Source organism: Shinella sp. BE166 (assembly GCF_051201095.1).
In the GTDB taxonomy this organism is placed as follows: domain Bacteria; phylum Pseudomonadota; class Alphaproteobacteria; order Rhizobiales; family Rhizobiaceae; genus Shinella; species Shinella lacus.
Genome location: NZ_JBPEHL010000002.1, coordinates 214,014 through 233,270 on the forward strand (window position 1 = coordinate 214,014; position 19,257 = coordinate 233,270).

Below are 19,257 nucleotides of genomic sequence, written 5' to 3' on the forward strand. Positions count from 1 at the left end.
CCGCTTTGTGCGGCCCGTCCCGGTCTCCCACGGGAGGCCGCACCTCCTCGTCGAGGCGATAAAGATAAAAGCAGGTAGGGTGGATCACGAACGATGAGGCGTGTCGTTATCACGGGGACCGGCATGGTATCCCCGCTCGGCTGTGGCACTGAAATCAGCTGGACCAGGCTTCTTGAAGGCCGTAGCGGCGCAGCCAGGGTCACCACTTTCGAGGTCGAGGACCTTCCCGCAAAGATTGCCTGTTCCATCCCGCTGGGTGATGGCACTGATGGCACCTACAATCCTGACCAGTGGATGGAGCAGAAGGAACGCCGCAAGGTCGATCCCTTCATCGTCTACGCCGTCGCTGCCGCCGACATGGCGCTTGCCGACGCCGGCTGGCATCCCAAGACCAACGAAGACCAGATCGCGACCGGCGTGCTCATCGGCTCCGGCATCGGCGGCCTCGAAGGCATCGTTGAGGCCGGCTATACGCTGCGCGACAAGGGTCCGCGCCGCGTCTCGCCCTTCTTCATTCCCGGCCGCCTGATCAACCTCGCCTCCGGCCAGGTCTCGATCAAGCACAAGCTGCGCGGCCCCAATCATTCCGTCGTGACCGCCTGTTCGACCGGCGCGCACGCCATCGGCGATGCCAGCCGCCTGATCGCGCTCGGCGACGCCGACGTCATGGTGGCGGGCGGCGCCGAATCGCCGATCTGCCGCATCGCGCTCGCGGGCTTTGCCGCCTGCAAGGCGCTCTCGACCGAGCGCAACGACGACCCGACCGCAGCCTCGCGGCCCTATGACCGTGACCGTGACGGCTTCGTCATGGGCGAGGGCGCCGGCGTCGTCATCTTGGAAGAGCTGGAACACGCCAAGGCGCGCGGCGCGAAGATCTATGCCGAAGTCGTCGGCTACGGCCTGTCGGGCGACGCCTTCCACATCACGGCACCGGCCGAAGACGGCGACGGCGCCTATCGCTGCATGCAGATGGCGCTGAAGCGCGCCGGCATTCCGGCAAGCGAGCTCGACTACATCAACGCGCACGGCACCTCCACCATGGCCGACACGATCGAGCTCGGCGCCGTCGAGCGCCTGGTCGGCGATTCGGCCCCCCGCGTCTCCATGTCGTCCACCAAGTCGGCGATCGGCCATCTGCTGGGTGCCGCCGGTGCAGTTGAGGCGATCTTCACGGCGCTGGCGATCCGCGACAACATCGCGCCGCCGACGCTGAACCTTGACAATCCCGACGTCGAGACGGCGATCGATCTGGTGCCGCACAAGGCGCGCAAGCGCGAGATCAACGTGGCGCTGTCCAACTCGTTCGGCTTCGGCGGAACGAATGCGTCCATCGTTTTGAAGCGATACGCCTGATTCCGGGGATAAAAACCCGGCACGCCATACACCCGAATGCGAAGAGCGGGGTCGATCCTGCTTTTGCCGTATTGCTCTGTTGGAAGACGTCTACAGCGCCGCGCGTCCGTCATGATGCGTAAACCACGCCGTAGCATTTTTTAAATTTCTGCATGATTCGTGAAATCGACGTGGATTTGGCGAATGATGCAGGGGCAATGCCCGAACATGAGGACAGTCCGTGAGCGACACGAACGATTCCGGCGAGACGCAGTTTGGCCGCGGCGAGGCATCCGGCCAGCCGCGCATCATTCCCAAGTCCGCCAGCGAGGCCCTTCGGCCGGAACAGGTGCCGCAGCCGCCGAGCCGCAAGCGCTCGCGCAAGGCCCGCAGCCAGATCGTCATCTTCCTGAATTTTGTCATGACCGTGGTCGTCTTCGCGTCGATCATCGGCATCGGCGTGTTCTATTACGGCGTGAAGAGCTACGAGGAACCGGGTCCGCTCACCGCCAACACGAACTTCATCGTGCGCGCCGGCGCCGGCACGAACGAGATCGCGGCCAATCTCGAACGCAACAATGTCATCAGCGACAGCCGCGTCTTCCGCGTGCTCTCCCGCGTCTATCTCGACGGTGACACGCTGAAGGCCGGCGAATACGAGATCAAGGCCGGCGCCACGATGCGCGAGATCGTCGAACTCTTGAAATCCGGCAAGTCGATCCTCTATTCGGTCTCCGTGCCGGAGGGGCTTACGGTCAAGCAGGTGTTCAAGCGCCTGACCGACGATCCGGTGCTCGAAGGCGATCTGCCGGCCGAGCTTCCGGCCGAAGGCTCGCTGATGCCCGATACCTACAAGTTTTCGCGCGGCACCAAGCGCGCCGATATCCTGCACCAGATGCAGGACGCGCAGAAGGCTTTGATCGACCAGATCTGGGAGCGCCGCGACGACGACCTGCCGGTCGCCACCCGCGAGGAATTCGTCACGCTCGCCTCGATCGTCGAGAAGGAGACGGGCAGGGCCGACGAGCGCCCGCGCGTCGCCTCGGTCTTCCTGAACCGGCTGGAAAAGGGCATGCGCCTGCAATCCGACCCGACGATCATCTACGGCATCTTCGGCGGCGACGGTAAGCCGGCCGACCGCCCAATCTTCCAGTCGGACCTCGAAAAGCAGACGCCGTTCAACACCTATATCATCAAGGGCCTGCCGCCGACGCCGATCGCCAATCCCGGCCGCGCGGCGCTTGAAGCGGTGGCAAACCCGTCGCGCACCCCGGATCTCTACTTCGTCGCGGACGGCACCGGCGGCCACGTTTTCGCCGAGACGCTCGACGAGCATAACCAGAACGTCCGCCGCTGGCGCAAGCTGGAAGCGGAGAAGGCGGCAGAGGCCGCGAACGAGGCGGAAGCGGCCGGCTCCCAGTAAAAGGGGCCGGTGGGCGACCGGGCGATGCCTTTGATGTGGATCGCCGCGCGATCCGCCGGCTTGGCCGTTTCCAACCCCGGCAAACTGCTTCACTTTGAGCGCGTGATTCCGTGCGAGGCCCCTCGCGCGGTTTCGGCGCAGCTGTTGGCGAACCCCGGCGGGCGCTAAAGCAATTCCAGCAAAAGTGCGGCACGCGGTTTTGCGTCCGGAATTGCGAAAAAATAAAGAGGTAGAGCGTTTTCGCACTTCGAAGAAGAGCGGAAACGCTCTGGGAGGACGACATGACATTGCAATCGATGACCGGCTTTGCGCGGGTCGAGGGAACCAGCGGGCGCACCCGCTGGGCGTGGGAGCTGCGCTCGGTCAACGGCAAGGGCCTCGACCTCCGGCTCCGCATGCCGCCCGGTTTCGAGGCCATGGAGGCCGATGTGCGGCGTGTGGCCGGCGAGGCGTTTTCGCGCGGCAATCTCCAGATCGGCCTTGCCGTCAGCGTCAGCGAGCCGCAGATCGAGGCGGTGGTGAACCAGGGCGCGCTCTCCGCCGTGCTCGCGTTGCGCGACCAGCTTGCCGGCATGGTCGATCCCGCCCCCCTCAAGCTCGACACGCTGCTGGCAGTGCGCGGCATCGTCGATTTCCGCGAGGCCGAGGAGAGCGAGACGGAGCGCACGGTGCGCGACGGCGATATCCGCGCGGGCTTTGCCGAGGCGATCCGCTGTCTTGCCGACATGCGCGCTAGCGAGGGCACGGCGCTTGCCGGCGTGCTGCTCGGCCAGGTCGCCCGCATCGAGGCGCTGACTGCCGTGGTCGAGGCCGATCCGTCGCGCAGCGTCGCGGCGATTGCCGAGCGGCTTTCAGGGCAGGTGGCGCTGCTCATGCAGGGCACGACGGCGCTCGATCGCGACCGGCTGCACCAGGAAGCCGCCCTCATCGCCACCAAGGCGGATTTGCGCGAAGAGATCGATCGGCTGAAGGCGCATGTCGCGGCGGCACGCGAACTTCTGGCGCAAGGCGGGCCGGTCGGCCGCAAGCTCGATTTTCTCGCACAGGAATTTAACCGGGAATCGAATACGATCTGTTCCAAGTCGAACGCCGCTGCTGTAACGGCTGCAGGTATCGAGCTAAAGGTCGTCATCGATCAGTTCAGGGAACAGGTCCAGAATCTGGAGTAGGCCATGGCCGAGCCGTCGAAACATATCCAAATCGAACGCCGCGGGCTCATGCTCGTCATCTCCTCGCCATCGGGCGCCGGCAAGTCGACGATTGCGCGCAACCTGCTGGAGGCCGATCCGGGTCTCAGCCTGTCGGTCAGCGTCACCACGCGCCAGCGCCGCGCGAGCGAGATCGCCGGCCGGCACTATCATTTCATCAACCACAAGGAATTCGAGCGCCTGCGCGACAGCGACGCGCTGCTCGAATGGGCCGAGGTGCACGGCAATTTCTACGGCACGCCGCGCGAGCCGGTGGAAGAGGCGATGTCCGTCGGCCGCGACATGCTGTTCGACATCGATTGGCAGGGCGCCCAGCAGCTCCAGGAAAAGATGCCGGCCGACGTCGTCTCGATCTTCATCCTGCCGCCCTCGATGACCGAACTGCAATCGCGCCTGCACCGCCGCGCCGAGGATACCGAAGAGGTCATCCAGACGCGGCTTGCCAATTCCTGCGCGGAAATCGAGCACTGGCGCGAATACGACTACGTCATCCTCAACGACGACCTCTCCGTCGCCTTCGACGCGGTGCAGAGCATCGTGAAGGCCGAACGCCTGCGCCGCGACCGGCGGCATGGGCTGTTCGAGTTCGTGACGAAGCTGGTGACGGAGAAGCCGGTTCTTTAGGCGCTCGTCCATACCGTCTTGGCAAGATTGCCCCTCACCCTAACCCTCTCCCCGCAAGCGGGGAGAGGGGACGTGCCCCAAGGGGATGGTGAGGGTATGGGAAACCGATGCGGCATATCCCCTTCGCCCCGCTTGCGGGGAGAAGGTGGCCGGCAGGCCGGATGAGGGGCAACTCAGAGCGCGTTCGCCAGCCGCACAAACTCTTCCACGCTCAACGTCTCCGCCCGCCGTTGCGGGTCGATCTCGGCGCGGGCCAGCAGCGCCTCGCCGCCGAGCGATTTGACGCTCTGGCGCAGCATCTTGCGGCGCTGGCCGAAGGCGGCGTGGGTGACGCGTTCCAGCTTGGCGACGTCGCAGGGCAGCGGGTTGGCGATGGGCTCCAGGTGCACGACGGTGGAGGTCACTTTCGGCGGCGGCGTGAAGGCCTGGGGCGGCACGTCGAAGGCCATGCGGGCGTCGGTGCGCCAGCCGCAGAGCACGCCGAGCCGGCCATAGTGGTCGTCGTTTTCATCCGCCACGATGCGCAGGCCCACCTCGCGCTGGAACATCAGCGTCAGCGAATCCCAAAACGGCGGCCAGGCCTTCGGCAGGAGCCAGTTGACGAGCAGCTGCGTGCCGACATTGTAGGGCAGGTTGGCGATGATGCGCACCGGCTCGCCGGGCGCCAGCGCCTCGAAATCCGTCTTCAGCGCATCGCCTTCGATGACCGTCAGACGGCCCGGATAATGATCGGACACTTCCGCCAACGCCGGCAGGCAGCGCGCATCGCGCTCGATGGCGATCACCCGCTTGGCGCCGAGCGCGAGGATGGCGCGCGTCAGGCCGCCAGGTCCCGGGCCGACCTCGATCACGGTATGATCCTCGATGGGGCCGGCGGTGCGGGCGATCTTCTGGGTGAGATTGAGGTCGAGCAGAAAATTCTGGCCGAGCGCCTTCTTGGCGTCGAGCCCATGGCGCTGGATGACGTCGCGCAGCGGCGGCAGTCCGTCGAGTGCCGCCATCACGCGGTCCTTTCGTGCATGGCGAGGTCGTAGGCGAGCCGCAGCGCTGCCAGCAGGCTGTCCGGCCTGGCGATGCCCTTGCCGGCGATGGCGAAGGCCGTGCCATGGTCCGGCGAGGTGCGGATGAAGGGCAGGCCTAGCGTCGCATTGACGGAATCGTCGAAGCCGAGCGCCTTGGCGGGGATGAGCGCCTGGTCGTGATACATGCAGAGCGCCACGTCATAGGTGGCCCGCGCGGCATCGTGGAACATCGTGTCAGCCGGCAGCGGCCCGAGGGCGTCGATACCGGCGGCCTTCAGCCGCTCCACGGCCGGGCGCACGATCGCGTCGTCCTCCAGGCCGAGCGCTCCGCCTTCGCCCGCATGCGGGTTGAGGCCGGCAATGGCAAGGCGCGGGCGCGCAATGCCGAAACGCTGGCGCAGGTCCCGTTCGGTGATGACGGCGGTCTCGACGATCAGCTCTTCCGTCAGCGCGGCGGGAACATCCTTCAGGGGAATGTGGATCGTCACAGGCACGCTGCGCAGCTTCGGTCCGGCAAGCAGCATGACGGGCAGGGCGGGCCTGCCGGTGGCCTTGGCCGCGATGTCGGCGAGGAATTCCGTATGGCCGGGGAAACCGAAGCCGGCATCGTAGAGCACGGCCTTGGCGATCGGGTTCGTCACGACGGCCGATGTGCGCCCGGCAAATGTGAGCGCGACCGCCGTCTCGATCGCGCCGGTGATGGCGGCGGCATTCTGTGAGCTGGGCGCACCGGGCGCGACGGCGGCGGCGCAGTCACAGGCAAGAACCGGAAGGGCATCGGGGAAGAGGGCGGCTGCCGTCTCCGGCTCCGCCGCAGCAATAGCGACGTCGAGGCCGAGCAAGGCGGCGCGCTCGCACAGAACGCGGGCATCGCCGATGAACAGGAAGGGCGGCAGGGAAAGCGTCTTGCGGGCCGACCACAGCGCGAGCGTGATATCCGGCCCGATCCCCGCCGGATCGCCCATGGTGAGCGCCAGCGGAGGAATGTTCGTCGTCGTCATGGGACCTGCCGTCAGCGGGTTGGAGAGAGCGGACCGGCCGGAAGCTTACGGCCGAGACATCAGCGTTCGGTGATCGTCGCCTTCTTGCGCAGTTCGGCGAGGTACTTCTTGCTGTTCTCGTCGTTCTCGTTGCCGTTCGACTTGGCGAGGTCTTCCGCGCGGAACACCATTTCGGCGGCCACGTCGTCGTTGACTTCACGCTTCTTGCAGATCGCGAGATATTCCACGCCGCGTTCGGTGACGCGGGTTCCGGTCGTCAGGCCGTCGGCCTTCTCGATGAGCGGCTTCCAGTCCTCCGGCATTTCCGGCGCCAGCACCCGGCCGAGGTCACGGATCGAGACGTCGAGCATCGTGGCGGCAAAAACCTTGGCCTGGTCGCAGCCCGGGAACTTCGAGCGTGAGGCTTCCGCTTCCGCCTTGCGCTTGCCGAGAATGGCGTTGCGGCGCTTTTCCGGCACGACGAAGATGACCTGCTTGAGGAAATATTCCGTCGTCACCGGCTTCTTGCCGCCGTTTGCCTGCATGCGCTCGACGAGCGTCTTGCCGGTGGCGGTGCCGCTGTAGCGGGCATTGACCACGCGCGGCCAGCTCATCTGCACGGCGATATACTGCTTGAAGTGCTCGACGCCGACGCCGGCGCGGTCGAGGACCTGGCCGAGCTGCTGGGTCGTCATCTTGTTGGAAGAGGCGAAACGCGCATAGGCGGCTTCGACGTCGGAGCTGCTGACGGAGTTGCGCACGCGCAGGATCTCCGTGCGCTTCAGCGCGTCCTCGATCATCTGCTCGCGGGCCATGGCGCGAAGGTTGCCCTTGGCGCGCTGCAGCCTGAGGAAGGCGGCGCGGCGCTCGATCTCGCCGGAGGTCACCGGCATGTTGTTGACGACAGCCACGACGGAGCTTGCCGCCTGAACGGTGCCGACCGGGGCCGCGATCGTCACGGCGGCGGCAAGTGCCACGCCCATCATCATGGATCGCACCAGAGATTGTCTGCCCATTATGCCAGTCCCTTTCCCAAACCCATTGCCGCGTCCACCGGTTTCATCCGTGCGGGCGCGCCTCCCATGCGGAAGGCGTTCACCAGCGGGCGCTCTCCCGGATGTGCATAATACATGCGGCCAAACGATGACAAGAGCGGCCGCGCGGCCTATTCGAAGCCCGTCAGCGTCGTATCACCGACATTGATGTCGCCGAGCGTGCGGAACATCAGCCGCGCGCCGATCGACCAGTCGTTCGCCGTCGTGCCGGACTTGTCGCGCGTCTGCTCGTAAACGACCGAGAAGACCGTGTCGCGATCGTCGTAGGAGAAGCCGAAACCGTTGCGCGACAGGCTCTGGCGGTTGATGTCGTAGGTCAGCGACCCGAACACCGACCAGTAGTTCTCGAACTTGAAGGCCGCGGCGCTCTGGATTTCGCTGGCATTCTCCGCCAGGCCGTAAAGCGGCTGCGCGGCGATGCGCGTATAGGTGACCTCGGTCTCGAAGCGGGCGCCATCGAAGCGCACCGACGTGTCCGAGCGGCGCAGCGACAGGTCGTTCTTGTCGAGGCGGGCGCTGTGGGCGACCGAAAGGCCGTTCGGCAGGTCGAAGCCGGCCATGCCGACATAGTCCGACGTATCCCGTTCGAGGCCGGAATTGGCACCGGCATTCACGAGGTCCGGCGTCGCGAAAGAATTGACGCCGCCGAGATGGAACGACTGGCCGACGATCGAGCGCAGGCGCACGCCATTGTCGAAGGTGCCGGTGTAACGCAGGCCGATATTGGCGCGCGAGCCGCCCTCGATACGGTCGAAGCCGGAGAACTTGTCGCGCTCGAAGAGGTTCGTCGCGTCGAAGACGAAGCTCTGCGCGTCCTCGTTCGGAAGGCCGCCCGGATAGTCTTCGTCCGGGCGCAGATAGATCTGCGCGATCGGCTCGAAGAGGTGGGTGCTGGTGTCGGTCGTCGCCAGGATCGGGTAGCGCGCCTCGAGGCCGGCGGTCAGCATCGAGCGGGTCGCGCTGCTGTCGTCCTCGTAGATGCCGGCATAGGCGAGGCCGGGGTCGTTCATGTCGAGGCGGTGGATATCGCCGCGGGCCGCGAGCAGGGGCGTCAGCACGAGGCCGCCGGGTACGACGAACTGGCGCTTCCATTCGAGTTCGCTGGTCAGCCGCGTCGTGCCGCCGGCAAGCCCGCGGAAGCGTTCATTGCCGCGCACGCTGTATCGGTCGGAGAGGTCGCGCTCGATATTGGTGATGTTCGTCGTGATCGACAGCTCGCCGCCGAGGACCGGCTGCGGCGCGATATATTCGTAGTCGAGCGTCTGGGCGATCGCCTGCTTGCGCTCCAGCCGGTCCTGCGGATCGGCATCCTGCACGTCGAAATAGAACGAGCGCAGGTCGAAGATGTTGCGGCGCCCGAGACCGGTCAGATAGACCTGATTGGTATGAATGCGGTCGCTCAGGCCGTCCAGGTCATAGGTGCGCGAGAAGTTATTGTCGCTCTGCACCATGACATCCCAGCCGAAGGCCCAGCGGGGATTGATCTTGAAGCGGCCCTCGGAGGCGACCATGCCGCGGAAATCGTCGCGCCGGTCGCTCGTGCCTGCGGAAAACACGCCCGGATTCCACTGGTCGATGCCGGCGGCGCGCAACGTGATCTGGCCGTTGTGGAAGCGCTTGCGGAACTCCGCCTCGACGAGGAAACCCTGACGGGTCAAGACGCTCGGCGAGATCGTCGCGTCCATGTCGGGCGCGATCGCGAAATAATAGGGTGTCGTGATGCCGAGGCCAAGCTTCTGCTCATAGCTGAACTGCGGGAACAGGAAGCCGCTCTTGCGCTTCACCGTATGGTCCGGCACTTCCAGCACGGGAATATAGGCGATCGGCCGGCCGAACATCTCGAAGCGCGCGCGCTCAAGCCGGATCGTCTTGGTGCGGCCATTCTGCACAACGCGCTCGGCCTTGATCTGCCAGAGCGAGCGGTGCGTCGGGTCCGTGGCGCAGGGCGTGCAGGCGGTATAGACGGCATGGTTGAGGATCATCTCCTCGCCGTTGACGCGCTCGCCGCTGGTCGCCGCCAGCTTGGTGAGGTCGGTGGTCTCGATGCGAAGCGCATTGACGAAACCGTTGGCGAAATCGTCCGACAGGTCCATCTGCTCGCCGTAGACGCGGTTGCCCGTCGGCTCTATGAGTTCGATATTACCGAAGGCGGTCAGCCGGCCGGTCTTCTGGTTGTATTCGACCTGGCGGGCGACGAGCTTGTAGCCGCCATAGTTGATCTGCACCGCGCCGCGGGCGATCACCTTTTCGGAGTCATTGTTATAGACGAGCTCGTTCGCCGCCAGAAGCAGCTTGGCGTCGTCCGGGATATTCGGTTCCATCGACTGAATGTCGGGTGCCTGCGCCCGGGCGGGGAGCGCGGAGGCGGGCACGATGGCGCACATGGCCGCACCTGCAAGCAGGGCGGCTCTCAACCACCTATTCGTTTTGCGGTCGCCTGCCGCCACTAGCCATCCTCCTGATGGAGAAGAATCGTCGCCCCTAACGACATTGCGACGACCACTGGGAGCCAGGCCGCAACGAACGGAGGTACAACACCGCTGCTTCCGAATGCTTTCACAAGCACGGTGACGACATAAAGCATGAAGCCTGACAGGATTCCACCCAGAATCACCGCACGCGATTGATTAAACCGGCTAAATTTCAATGATACACAGGCTGCGATCAGCGTCATGGCAACCAGGAGCAGTGGCAGCGAGAGCAGGGAATGGAACTGCGTTTCCATCGCGTCGGTAGGGAAACCGAAGGACTTTGCCGCCTCGATCTTGCGCCCAAGGCTCAAAAACGGAATGGATTCAGGCTTTTCGAGGCTCTCCTGGACGAATTCCCGTTTCAGGTTGGTACGAAGCTGTACCTCTTCGAGACGAACCGGCAACTCGCCGTTGCGCGTCTCGTGCACGTTCTTAAGAAGCCAGTAACCATCTTCCAAGGTTGCCGAATCGGCATCCTGGCGCAGCACGATGCGGCCGTCCGGATCGAAGTGGATGACGGTGACGTTCAACAGCCGCGTGCCCTCGTCGAGAACCGCCTTGGCGCCGATGATCGCCTGGTCGTCGCCATAGATCTGGCGCAGCCACGGCACGGCGTTTTCGGTGCGCGAGGCGTTGGCCGCGCCCCAGCTCGCTTCGAGCTCCACGGCCTTCCTGCTGCTCCAGGCCGCAATCGGGTTGATGGCGAGAACGGCGAGCACGCCGAACAGGAAGGAGCCGATGATGAAGGGGCGCAGGAACTGCCAGACCGAAATGCCCGCCGCCCGCGTGACGACCAGTTCGTAGCGCCGGTTGAGCGAGATCAGCGAAGCCATGCCGGCAAACAGCGCCACGAAGGGCACGGTCTGCATCAGGATCGTCGGAATGCGTAGCGCCGTCACCAGCAGGCCGCTGGTCAGCGTGTAGCCGGGCAGGGCGCCGACGCGGTTCGACATCTCGCTGAAATCGATGATGAAGATCAAAGAGAAGATGCCGAGCAGGAACCAGACGGTGGTAACCGTGTAGCGGCGGAAGAAATAGAAGCCGAGTGTGGGGATCATGGCTGGCCGCTCCCGCCGGTCGACGCCGGGCCTGCCCGCCACCGATTGCCGAGCTCGGTCAGCCGCTCGCCGAGCGTCACGGGAATATCGAGGCTCTTGTTGCGTCCGAGATAGCAGATCGCCAGTGCTGCGGTGACGCCGGGGATGAGATACATGATCGGTATGAAATAGGCGGAATCTTCCGCATTGTTCGATGCATAGAAACTCGCCCAGCGCACGAAGAGGGCGGTGAGCAGCGCCGTGATCATCGGATGCACGCGGGCCTCACGATGCGAGCGCGCATCGCCGCTGACGACGAGCGCGATGAGGCCGAAGACGGCCGGGAACAGCCATTCCGTGAAGCGGCGGTGGATTTCCGCGGTGAACGCGCCGGGATTGCGCTGGTATTGCGGGTCGTTCGGGTCCGGATCGAACAGATAGAAGAGATCGCGGTCCTTAGCGCGGATATTCGTCTTGCCGACGCTCTGCGTCAGGTCCGCGAGATCGAAGGCGTAGGAGTCGAACTTGATGATCGAGACGTTGCCGTCTGGCAGCTTGCGATGCACCTCGCCGTCCTTCATCACCAGCGCTGAGCTGTTTTCGTCCACGGCACCCTCGCGGGCATAATAGACGAGCTCGAAGCGCGGATCGCGCGTATCGGCCACGAACAGGCCCTCCAGCACGCCGCCATTGCGCCGCTCCGCCACCTGCACGTAGAGGCCGTCGGTGATCTTGCGGAAGGTGTTTTCTTGCACGACGGAGGAGAGCATGTCGGCATGCGCCGTCGCGATCATCTTGCGCACGGCGGTGCGCGAATAGGGTTCGGCGAAATTGTCGACGACGAAAGACACGAGGCTCATCGCCACGGCCAGGATCATGACCGGCCGGATGATCGTCATGCGCGAGGCGCCGGCGGAGTTCAGCACCGTCAGCTCCGAATCGGCATTCATCACCGTCAGCGTCTGCGACACGCCGATGACGAGCGCGAAGGGCAGGATGATCGGGATGACGGAGGGGAGAATGAGCGTCGCGAGCCGCAGGAAGGCGAAGATCGACTGGCCGCTGTCGGTGACGAGGTTGATGCTGCCGAGCGCCTGCGTGACCCAGACGATACCGAGCAGGGGCACGAGCGTGGCGACGAACATGAGCGACGCCCGCCGCAGGATATAGCGCTCGATCAATTTCATCGTTTCGTCCGCGTTTCCGACAGGCGGCTCCGGCTTCGTGCAGGGGCACCCCTCGGAACAGCCATGGGCATATAAGCTTTCTTCAGGCTGATGCCATAGCCGGGAGTCTCTCCGGCCAAGGAAAATTTATGGCGAACAAGCATGACTAACCATCTGTAAACAAGGTGCCGCATCTTGCCAAGCGCCGCAAAAGCGACAAGGAATTGATGAGATTGGCGGCCGTCTCTTATCGGACGACAGGCCCGCCGGCCACAGATTCGGAGTAAGTCATGGCTTCCAGATTCGACATCGGTTTCGCAAAGACAGCACGCGCCTCGGGCGGTCTTGCGATCCTCCTGCAGATTGCCGACCAGACGGCGGCCGGTCTCGGCGAGGTCGATCCGGAAGGCATCGTCACCCGCGCCGCGGGCGTGGCGAAATTCACCGGCAAGGCGCTGAAGACCCTCGACGTGCTGGCGCCGCATGGCGCTCCCGTCGATCGTATCCTCGTTCTCGGCCTCGGCGAGGCGGACAAGCTCGTCGCGCACGACTGGCTGAAGGCTGGCGGTGCCGCTGCCGGCAAGATCGGCCGCGCCGACAAGGCGACGATCTACCTCGATGCGCCGGGCGCCACCGTCACGGCGAAGAACGCCGCCGATTTCGCCCTTGGCATGCAGCTCGGCGCCTACAGCTTCGATATCTACAAGACGAAGAAGGGCGAGGACGACGACACCAAGAACGGCAAGGCCGCCAAGGTGACCATCGTCACCGCCGCCGCCAGCGCCGCCAAGAAGGCAAACGACGTTTCCGATGCCGTCGCGGAGGGCGTGATTCTCGCCCGCAACCTCGTCAACGAGCCGGCCAACGTGCTCGGCCCGGTCGAATTCGCCGAAAAGGCCAAGGCGCTCGAAAAGCTCGGCGTCGAGGTGGAAATCCTCACCGAACGCGAGATGAAGCGGCTCGGCATGGGCGCGCTGCTCGGCGTCGCGCAGGGCTCCGTACGCCCGCCGCGCCTTGCGGTCATGCACTGGAAGGGCGGCAAGGAGAAGGACCGGCCGGTCGCCTTCATCGGCAAGGGCGTGGTCTTCGATACGGGCGGCATCTCCATCAAGCCGGCCGCCGGCATGGAGGACATGAAGGGTGACATGGGCGGTGCCGCCGCCGTCATCGGCCTGATGCATACGCTCGCCGCCCGCAAGGCCAAGGCGAATGTCGTCGGCATCCTCGGCCTTGTGGAAAACATGCCTGATGGCAACGCCCAGCGCCCCGGCGATATCGTCAAGTCGATGTCCGGCCAGACGATCGAGATCATAAACACGGATGCCGAAGGCCGCCTGGTGTTGTGCGATGCGCTTTGGTACTGCAACGAGACCTTCAAGCCGCAGTTCATGATCAACCTCGCGACGCTGACCGGCGCCATCATGGTGGCGCTCGGCAGCCATCATGCGGGCCTGTTCTCCAACGACGACACGCTCGCCGCGCGCCTCACCGCGGCCGGCCTCTCGACGAACGAGCGCCTGTGGCGCATGCCGCTCGGCCGCGAATACGACAAGATGATCGACAGCAAGTTCGCCGACATGAAGAATACCGGCGGCCGTTATGCCGGCTCGATCACCGCCGCGCAGTTCCTGCACCGCTTCGTCAAGGAAACGCCCTGGGCGCATCTCGACATCGCCGGCACCGCCATGGGCTCGCCGACCGACGAGATCAACCAGTCCTGGGGTTCCGGCTTCGGCGTGCGCCTGCTCGACGAGCTGGTGCGCGCGAATTACGAAAGCTGAGGAGAGGGTGAGCGAGGTCCTCTTCTACCACCTGACCGAATCGAAGCTCGAGGACGCGCTGCCGCCGCTGCTCGACAAGAGCCTCGAACGCGGCTGGCGCGTCGTCGTGCAGACCGGCGACGCGGAGCGCCGCGATGCGCTCGACACGCATCTGTGGACCTTCCGCGAGGACAGTTTCCTGCCGCACGGCACCGACGAGCAGGCGTTCCCCGCCGAACAGCCGGTGCTGCTGACCATGACGGCCGACAACGCCAACGCCGCCACCGTGCGCTTCCTCGTCGCCGGCGCCGAACCGCCGCCGCTCGATCCCTATGACCGCGTCATCTTCATGTTCGACGGCTACGACCAGGCGGAAGTCGAGACCGCGCGCGAGCACTGGAAGCGCCTGAAGGGCGAGGGGCACCAGCTCACCTACTGGCAGCAGAACAGCGACGGGCGCTGGCAGAAAAAAGCCTAATAGCCGGCCGTTTTTAGTTTGTCACACCAGACTTGCATCGGCTGTTAGGCCGGCCTGTTGCTTTCATCATCTGAAATGAAATGCTTGCCTGTGGCCGATTCCATCACGCTCATAAGCTGTTTGGCGAGCATGCCTTCAATTAATTCTTCCATCTTGGCCAGATCGATTCTGCCTTCGGCCAGCGCTTGATCGGCATCTTCGAGTGCATTGAAATAAGGTTGCCGATTGTCGACGATTTGATCCGGTATTGTGTCTCGCCCTGGAAGGAGCATTCCAAGCCTTACTGACAAGGCGAGATAGGAAACCATGCGCGATGTGCGCCCGTTTCCATCGCTAAAAGGATGAATCCAATTGAGCCGCCACATGATATACGAAGCCAAGTGGACAGCGGTCCTGTCCTTCCAGTGCTCGTTGACGTAATCGCAAAGGTCTTCAATGAGTTCTGGAACAAGATGAGCATCGACGGGCTTGTGTTTGCTGCCCGAGATGGCAACGCTGGACGGACGGAAGTTGCCGGCATAGCTACTGATGCCATCAAGGGCCGCACGATGAAGTGCAAGGATAGCCGACGGGCGAAGCTTCCAACTTTCACCCTTCTCAATTGCGTCAACGATCATGCTGCAAGCGCGGTCGAATTGAAGCAGGCCGTTCCTGGCCTCGGCTTCTGCACGCAACTGTTCATCTTGGATAAGATAAGCTTCGCTCGCAACGCTATGGCGGCGTTCTTCTTCACTCATCGTTACGATTCGCTTTGACGCTCAAGTCCTCGGAAAACGGCATTTCATCGGCGATCTTGTTCACCATTTCGCGCGTTATCTTGTCGTTTTCGAAGTGCGTATTGCCATAGGCAAAGCTGCGGCGCTGAACCTCCAGATCACTCTTCGTCTGCGGAGCTTTCCGGGCAGCGTCGATAAGAGTCCTAAGTGGTTCGTTCATGCCGGTATCCTTTCAATGATATCCCATAGAAACATATTCGCGATTGAGGGCAATCCCGTTTGTACCGCATCCTCCATTGCGCGGGCCTGATGGGACACAACTGCAACATATGGGGTCGCGCAGGACAAACTGCCAGTCCCTTGCCGGCGACGAACGTTGCAGTGTCCGCTTCTAGGGTTCCCTCAGTCGTGAAAGGCCTCGACGAATTTGCGGCGGCCGAGCATGAAGGCGTCGGCGACGTGGCGAAGCGGCGCGAGGTCGACGTCGGATTTCCCGGCCTTCACGATCTCCGCGAAGCGCTTGTAGAGCATCGGATATTCCTGCTCCGGCTCCTCGTGCACCAGCTTGCCGTCGATGGAAAGTTTGGCGCCGCCTTCGGACAGCACCATCTCGCCGGCCTCGGTGTCGGCGACGATGTCCCAGCTCTGCTTGCCGGTCTGGCGCCAGTCGAAGTCGGCCTTGAGGTCGAGGCCCTTGGCGTCCGAGAAGGTGATCGCGGCGGCGATCGGCGCGTCGCGGTTTTCCGGGAATTCCAGCGTGGCGGCGGTGATGAAGACCGGCCGCGGCAGGATATGGGTGACGATGGAGAGCGCGTTGATGCCCGGGTCGAAGACACCGAGGCCGCCGGCCTGCCAGATCCAGTCCTGGTTCGGATGCCAGTGGCGCACATCTTCCTTCCAGATCACCTGCATCGAGCGGATCGTCGTGCCGGCAAGGAAGCTCCTTGCTGCCTCGACGGCCGGCGCATAACGCGAATGCCAGCTCGCGAAGAGCGAAACGCCCTTGGCGGCGGCGAGCGCTTCGAGGTCGGCGACTTCGCAGAGCGTCGCGCCCGGCGGCTTTTCGAGGAAGACGTGTTTGCCCGCCGAAAGCGCCTTTTCCGCCGCCTCGTAGCGATATTGCGGCGGCATGCAGAGCGATACGGCATCGATTGCCGGCACGGTCGCCAGCATCTCGTCGATCGACTTGAAATTGTCGATTCCGTCCACCGTGCCGTGGCGGCTTGCCGCGGCGATCAGCTTGTAATCGCTGTTCTTGGCGACGGCCGGAAGATGCTGGTCGCGCACGATCTTGCCGACGCCGACGATTGCGAGATTGATCGGGGACATGGCTCCACCCTCATTTGTATGATGATTTGGCGGTGTTGTAGCAGAACCTTCGGCCGGGGCAAGAGTGCCTCCGCACTGACGCTTGCCTATCCTTTGTGCAAGGCCGCCGGGGCGGCCTTCGCCTTTCGTCTAATGCCGGGCCTCAGACCGGGAAAACCCGGCCTCGGACTTGAAACCAGCCTTGAAATCGGCACTCTGGCTGTGCTTGGCACAACAGCAATAACACGCCAAGCGGGGAGGAGTTCTCATGAAGACGCTGCTGGTTTTCAGCCGGCTCATCGACACGATTACGGAAAACATCGGGAAAGCCGTTGGCTGGCTGATCTTGATCGCCGTGCTTGTGAGCGCCGGAAATGCCGTTATCCGGAAACTGTTCAATATGTCATCCAACGCCTGGCTTGAGGCGCAATGGTATCTCTTCGGCGGGGCCTTCATGCTCGCTGCCGCCTATACGCTGTCGCAGAACGAGCACATCCGCATCGACGTCGTCTACGGCAAGTTTTCGCGCCGCGTGCAGCACTGGATCGACCTTCTCGGCCATTGCCTGTTTCTGATGCCCTTCGTGCTGCTGATGGTCTATTTCCTCGTGCCCTACGTGCTGATGTCCTATCGCTCGGGCGAGGGCTCCTCCAGCGCCGGCGGCCTGATCGTCTGGCCGGCCAAGGCGATCCTGCTTGCCGGCTTCGTGCTGCTTGCCGCCCAGGGCGTGTCGGAGATCATCAAGAAGATCGCCATCATGAGCGGCGACATGGAGGACCCGACGCCCTACGTGCCGACGCACGCGCCGCTTGACACTGCCGTGGCGGAGGAGAAGGGCGCATGATCGAGTTCATTGCGGAAAACCTCGCGCCGATCATGTTCGTGTCGCTGATCGTGTTCCTGCTGCTGGGCTATCCGGTGGCATTTTCGCTTGCGGCAAACGGCCTGCTCTTCTTCATCATCGGCGTGGAGCTCGCACCGCTGTCCGATTCCATCAACCTGTCCTGGCCGCTGTTGAACGCGATGCCGGAGCGGCTATGGGGGGTGATGTCGAACGACACATTGCTCGCCATCCCCTTCTTTACCTTCATGGGGATCGTGCTCGAAAAATCCGGCATGGCGGAAGACCTGCTCGATACGATCGGCCAGCTTTTCGGGCCGATCCGCGGTGGCCTTGCCTATGCGGTGATCTTCGTCGGCGCGCTGCTTGCGGCCACCACCGGCGTCGTCGCCGCCTCGGTCATCGCCATGGGCCTCATCTCTCTGCCCATCATGCTGCGTTACGGTTATGACCGCCGCGTCGCCTCCGGCGTCATTGCGGCGTCTGGCACGCTCGCCCAGATCATCCCGCCGTCGCTCGTGCTGATCGTGCTCGCCGACCAGCTCGGCCGTTCGGTCGGCGACATGTATGCCGGCGCTCTCATCCCGGGCCTGATCCTGACCGCCCTCTACATGGGCTACATCCTGCTGATGAGCTTCCTCAAGCGGGATTCCATGCCGGCCCTGCCGCTAGAGGCGCGCTCGCTCGGCTCCGGCGTCACGTCGCTCATCATCGCGCTGATCGTCGCGGCCGGCTTTGCCTACGCGGCGCATGTCTATCTCTACCCGACACAGGGCCCGAATGCCGACATTCTCGGCGCCACCTGCGGCGTCATCTTCATCTACGTCGTTGCCCTCGTCGATAAGACGATGAATATCAATATGATGTCCCGGCTGGCGCAGCAGGTCATCATCGTGCTGATCCCGCCGCTGGCGCTGATCTTCCTCGTGCTCGGCACCATCTTCCTCGGCATCGCGACGCCGACGGAAGGCGGCGCCATGGGTGCTGTGGGTGCGCTGGTCATGGCGGCTGCCAAGGGCCGGCTCAACATGGAGGTGATGCGTTCGGCACTCGCCGCCACGACGCGCCTTTCCGCCTTCGTGTTGTTCATCCTGATCGGTGCCCGCGTCTTCTCTCTCACCTTCTACGGCGTGAACGGGCACCTGTGGGTCGAACACCTGCTGGTCTCCCTGCCGGGCGGCGAGACGGGCTTCTTGATCGGGGTGAACATCCTGGTGTTCTTCCTGGCGTTCTTCCTCGATTTCTTCGAGCTCGCCTTCATCATCGTGCCGCTGCTCGCACCCGCGGCCGACAAGCTCGGCATCGACCTCATCTGGTTCGGCGTGCTGCTCGGCATCAACATGCAGACGAGCTTCATGCACCCGCCCTTCGGCTTTGCGCTGTTCTACCTGCGTTCGGTCGCCGCCAAGGTGCCCTATCTGGACAAGGTGACGGGCAAGGTGACCCAGCCGGTAACGACCGGGCAGATCTATTGGGGTGCTGTGCCCTTCGTCTGCATCCAGATCGTCATGGTGGCACTCACCATCATGTTCCCGCAGATGGTCATGCACTACAAGGATACGGGAACCGGCATCGATCCAGCGACGATCAAGATCGAGGTGCCCGGCTTCGGTGCCAATGGTGGGGGCATGACGCTGCCGGACAACGGCGGCGGCCTCGGCCTGCCGGGTGGCCTGCAGCTTCCCGCCGGTAACCCGCTGGAAGGCGGCGAACAGAAGCCGGCTGGTGAAGGTGAGCAGAAGCCCACCAACGACCTTTCGAGCCCGCCATCCTTCAACTGATGTTTTGGGCCGGCGTCAGCCGGCCCTTTCCAAAGAAAAACCCCGGAGCATCGCT

The 19,257-nt window shown here is 63.9% G+C and carries 17 protein-coding genes; 8 read left to right on the forward strand and 9 right to left on the reverse strand.

Annotated features, from left to right (window positions below; translation table 11 throughout):
- Positions 1–93: 93 nt before the first annotated feature.
- The 4 genes from fabF (at position 94) to gmk (ending at position 4,587) form a co-directional block, all read left to right on the forward strand.
- Positions 94–1,353, forward strand: a complete 1,260-nt coding sequence (fabF, locus tag J2Y63_RS05025; RefSeq protein ID WP_435265199.1) for a beta-ketoacyl-ACP synthase II — start codon at positions 94–96, stop codon at positions 1,351–1,353.
- Between the two features lie 220 nt (positions 1,354–1,573).
- Positions 1,574–2,755: an endolytic transglycosylase MltG gene (gene mltG / locus J2Y63_RS05030; RefSeq protein ID WP_435265200.1), complete on the forward strand. Its 1,182-nt coding sequence runs from the start codon at positions 1,574–1,576 to the stop codon at positions 2,753–2,755.
- A 281-nt stretch (positions 2,756–3,036) separates the two neighbouring features.
- Positions 3,037–3,924, forward strand: coding sequence for a YicC/YloC family endoribonuclease (locus J2Y63_RS05035; RefSeq protein WP_435265201.1), 888 nt, complete (start codon positions 3,037–3,039; stop codon positions 3,922–3,924).
- Positions 3,925–3,927: 3 nt separating this feature from the next.
- Positions 3,928–4,587 (forward strand): guanylate kinase, encoded by a 660-nt coding sequence (gene gmk / locus J2Y63_RS05040; RefSeq protein ID WP_256118848.1) that lies wholly within the window; start codon positions 3,928–3,930, stop codon positions 4,585–4,587.
- Between the two features lie 173 nt (positions 4,588–4,760).
- Here the strand turns inward: gmk and rsmA are convergent, their stop codons facing one another.
- The 6 genes from rsmA to lptF all read right to left on the reverse strand — a co-directional run bounded on the left by rsmA (position 4,761) and on the right by lptF (position 12,339).
- Complete coding sequence (gene rsmA, locus J2Y63_RS05045; protein WP_435265202.1) at positions 4,761–5,588, reverse strand: 16S rRNA (adenine(1518)-N(6)/adenine(1519)-N(6))-dimethyltransferase RsmA; 828 nt, start codon at positions 5,586–5,588, stop codon at positions 4,761–4,763.
- Positions 5,588–6,610 (reverse strand): 4-hydroxythreonine-4-phosphate dehydrogenase PdxA, encoded by a 1,023-nt coding sequence (gene pdxA / locus J2Y63_RS05050; RefSeq protein ID WP_435265203.1) that lies wholly within the window; start codon positions 6,608–6,610, stop codon positions 5,588–5,590. The genes rsmA and pdxA overlap by 1 nt, the downstream gene beginning before the upstream one ends.
- 59 nt (positions 6,611–6,669) lie before the next feature.
- Positions 6,670–7,608 (reverse strand): peptidylprolyl isomerase, encoded by a 939-nt coding sequence (locus J2Y63_RS05055; RefSeq protein WP_256118851.1) that lies wholly within the window; start codon positions 7,606–7,608, stop codon positions 6,670–6,672.
- Between the two features lie 146 nt (positions 7,609–7,754).
- Positions 7,755–10,091 (reverse strand): LPS-assembly protein LptD, encoded by a 2,337-nt coding sequence (locus J2Y63_RS05060; protein WP_435265204.1) that lies wholly within the window; start codon positions 10,089–10,091, stop codon positions 7,755–7,757.
- A complete protein-coding gene (gene lptG / locus J2Y63_RS05065; protein ID WP_256118853.1) occupies positions 10,091–11,173 on the reverse strand; it encodes an LPS export ABC transporter permease LptG in 1,083 nt (360 codons plus the stop codon). The genes J2Y63_RS05060 and lptG overlap by 1 nt, the downstream gene beginning before the upstream one ends.
- On the reverse strand, positions 11,170–12,339 hold the full coding sequence (gene lptF, locus J2Y63_RS05070) for an LPS export ABC transporter permease LptF (protein ID WP_435265205.1): 1,170 nt from the start codon (positions 12,337–12,339) through the stop codon (positions 11,170–11,172). The genes lptG and lptF overlap by 4 nt, the downstream gene beginning before the upstream one ends.
- Positions 12,340–12,608: 269 nt before the next feature.
- Here lptF and J2Y63_RS05075 point away from each other — a divergent pair, with 269 nt between their 5' ends.
- Both J2Y63_RS05075 and J2Y63_RS05080 read left to right on the forward strand, forming a co-directional pair.
- Complete coding sequence (locus J2Y63_RS05075) at positions 12,609–14,099, forward strand: leucyl aminopeptidase (protein ID WP_435265206.1); 1,491 nt, start codon at positions 12,609–12,611, stop codon at positions 14,097–14,099.
- 7 nt (positions 14,100–14,106) lie between these two features.
- Complete coding sequence (locus tag J2Y63_RS05080; protein ID WP_435265207.1) at positions 14,107–14,556, forward strand: DNA polymerase III subunit chi; 450 nt, start codon at positions 14,107–14,109, stop codon at positions 14,554–14,556.
- Positions 14,557–14,600: 44 nt separating this feature from the next.
- Here the strand turns inward: J2Y63_RS05080 and J2Y63_RS05085 are convergent, their stop codons facing one another.
- From J2Y63_RS05085 to J2Y63_RS05095, 3 genes are all read right to left on the reverse strand, one after another.
- On the reverse strand, positions 14,601–15,293 hold the full coding sequence (locus tag J2Y63_RS05085) for a Fic family protein (RefSeq protein WP_435265208.1): 693 nt from the start codon (positions 15,291–15,293) through the stop codon (positions 14,601–14,603).
- On the reverse strand, positions 15,286–15,492 hold the full coding sequence (locus tag J2Y63_RS05090) for a hypothetical protein (RefSeq protein ID WP_435265209.1): 207 nt from the start codon (positions 15,490–15,492) through the stop codon (positions 15,286–15,288). The genes J2Y63_RS05085 and J2Y63_RS05090 overlap by 8 nt, the downstream gene beginning before the upstream one ends.
- A 182-nt stretch (positions 15,493–15,674) precedes the next feature.
- On the reverse strand, positions 15,675–16,601 hold the full coding sequence (locus J2Y63_RS05095) for a Gfo/Idh/MocA family protein (protein ID WP_435265210.1): 927 nt from the start codon (positions 16,599–16,601) through the stop codon (positions 15,675–15,677).
- A gap of 247 nt (positions 16,602–16,848) precedes the next feature.
- On the opposite strand from J2Y63_RS05095, the gene J2Y63_RS05100 reads away from it, so the two are divergent.
- Together J2Y63_RS05100 and J2Y63_RS05105 are read left to right on the forward strand one after the other, a co-directional pair.
- Positions 16,849–17,424, forward strand: coding sequence for a TRAP transporter small permease subunit (locus tag J2Y63_RS05100; protein ID WP_435265211.1), 576 nt, complete (start codon positions 16,849–16,851; stop codon positions 17,422–17,424).
- Positions 17,421–19,202 carry a TRAP transporter large permease gene (locus J2Y63_RS05105; protein WP_256118860.1) on the forward strand — a complete coding sequence of 594 codons (1,782 nt, stop codon included), beginning with the start codon at positions 17,421–17,423 and terminating at the stop codon, positions 19,200–19,202. The genes J2Y63_RS05100 and J2Y63_RS05105 overlap by 4 nt, the downstream gene beginning before the upstream one ends.
- The last annotated feature ends 55 nt before the right edge of the window (positions 19,203–19,257 follow it).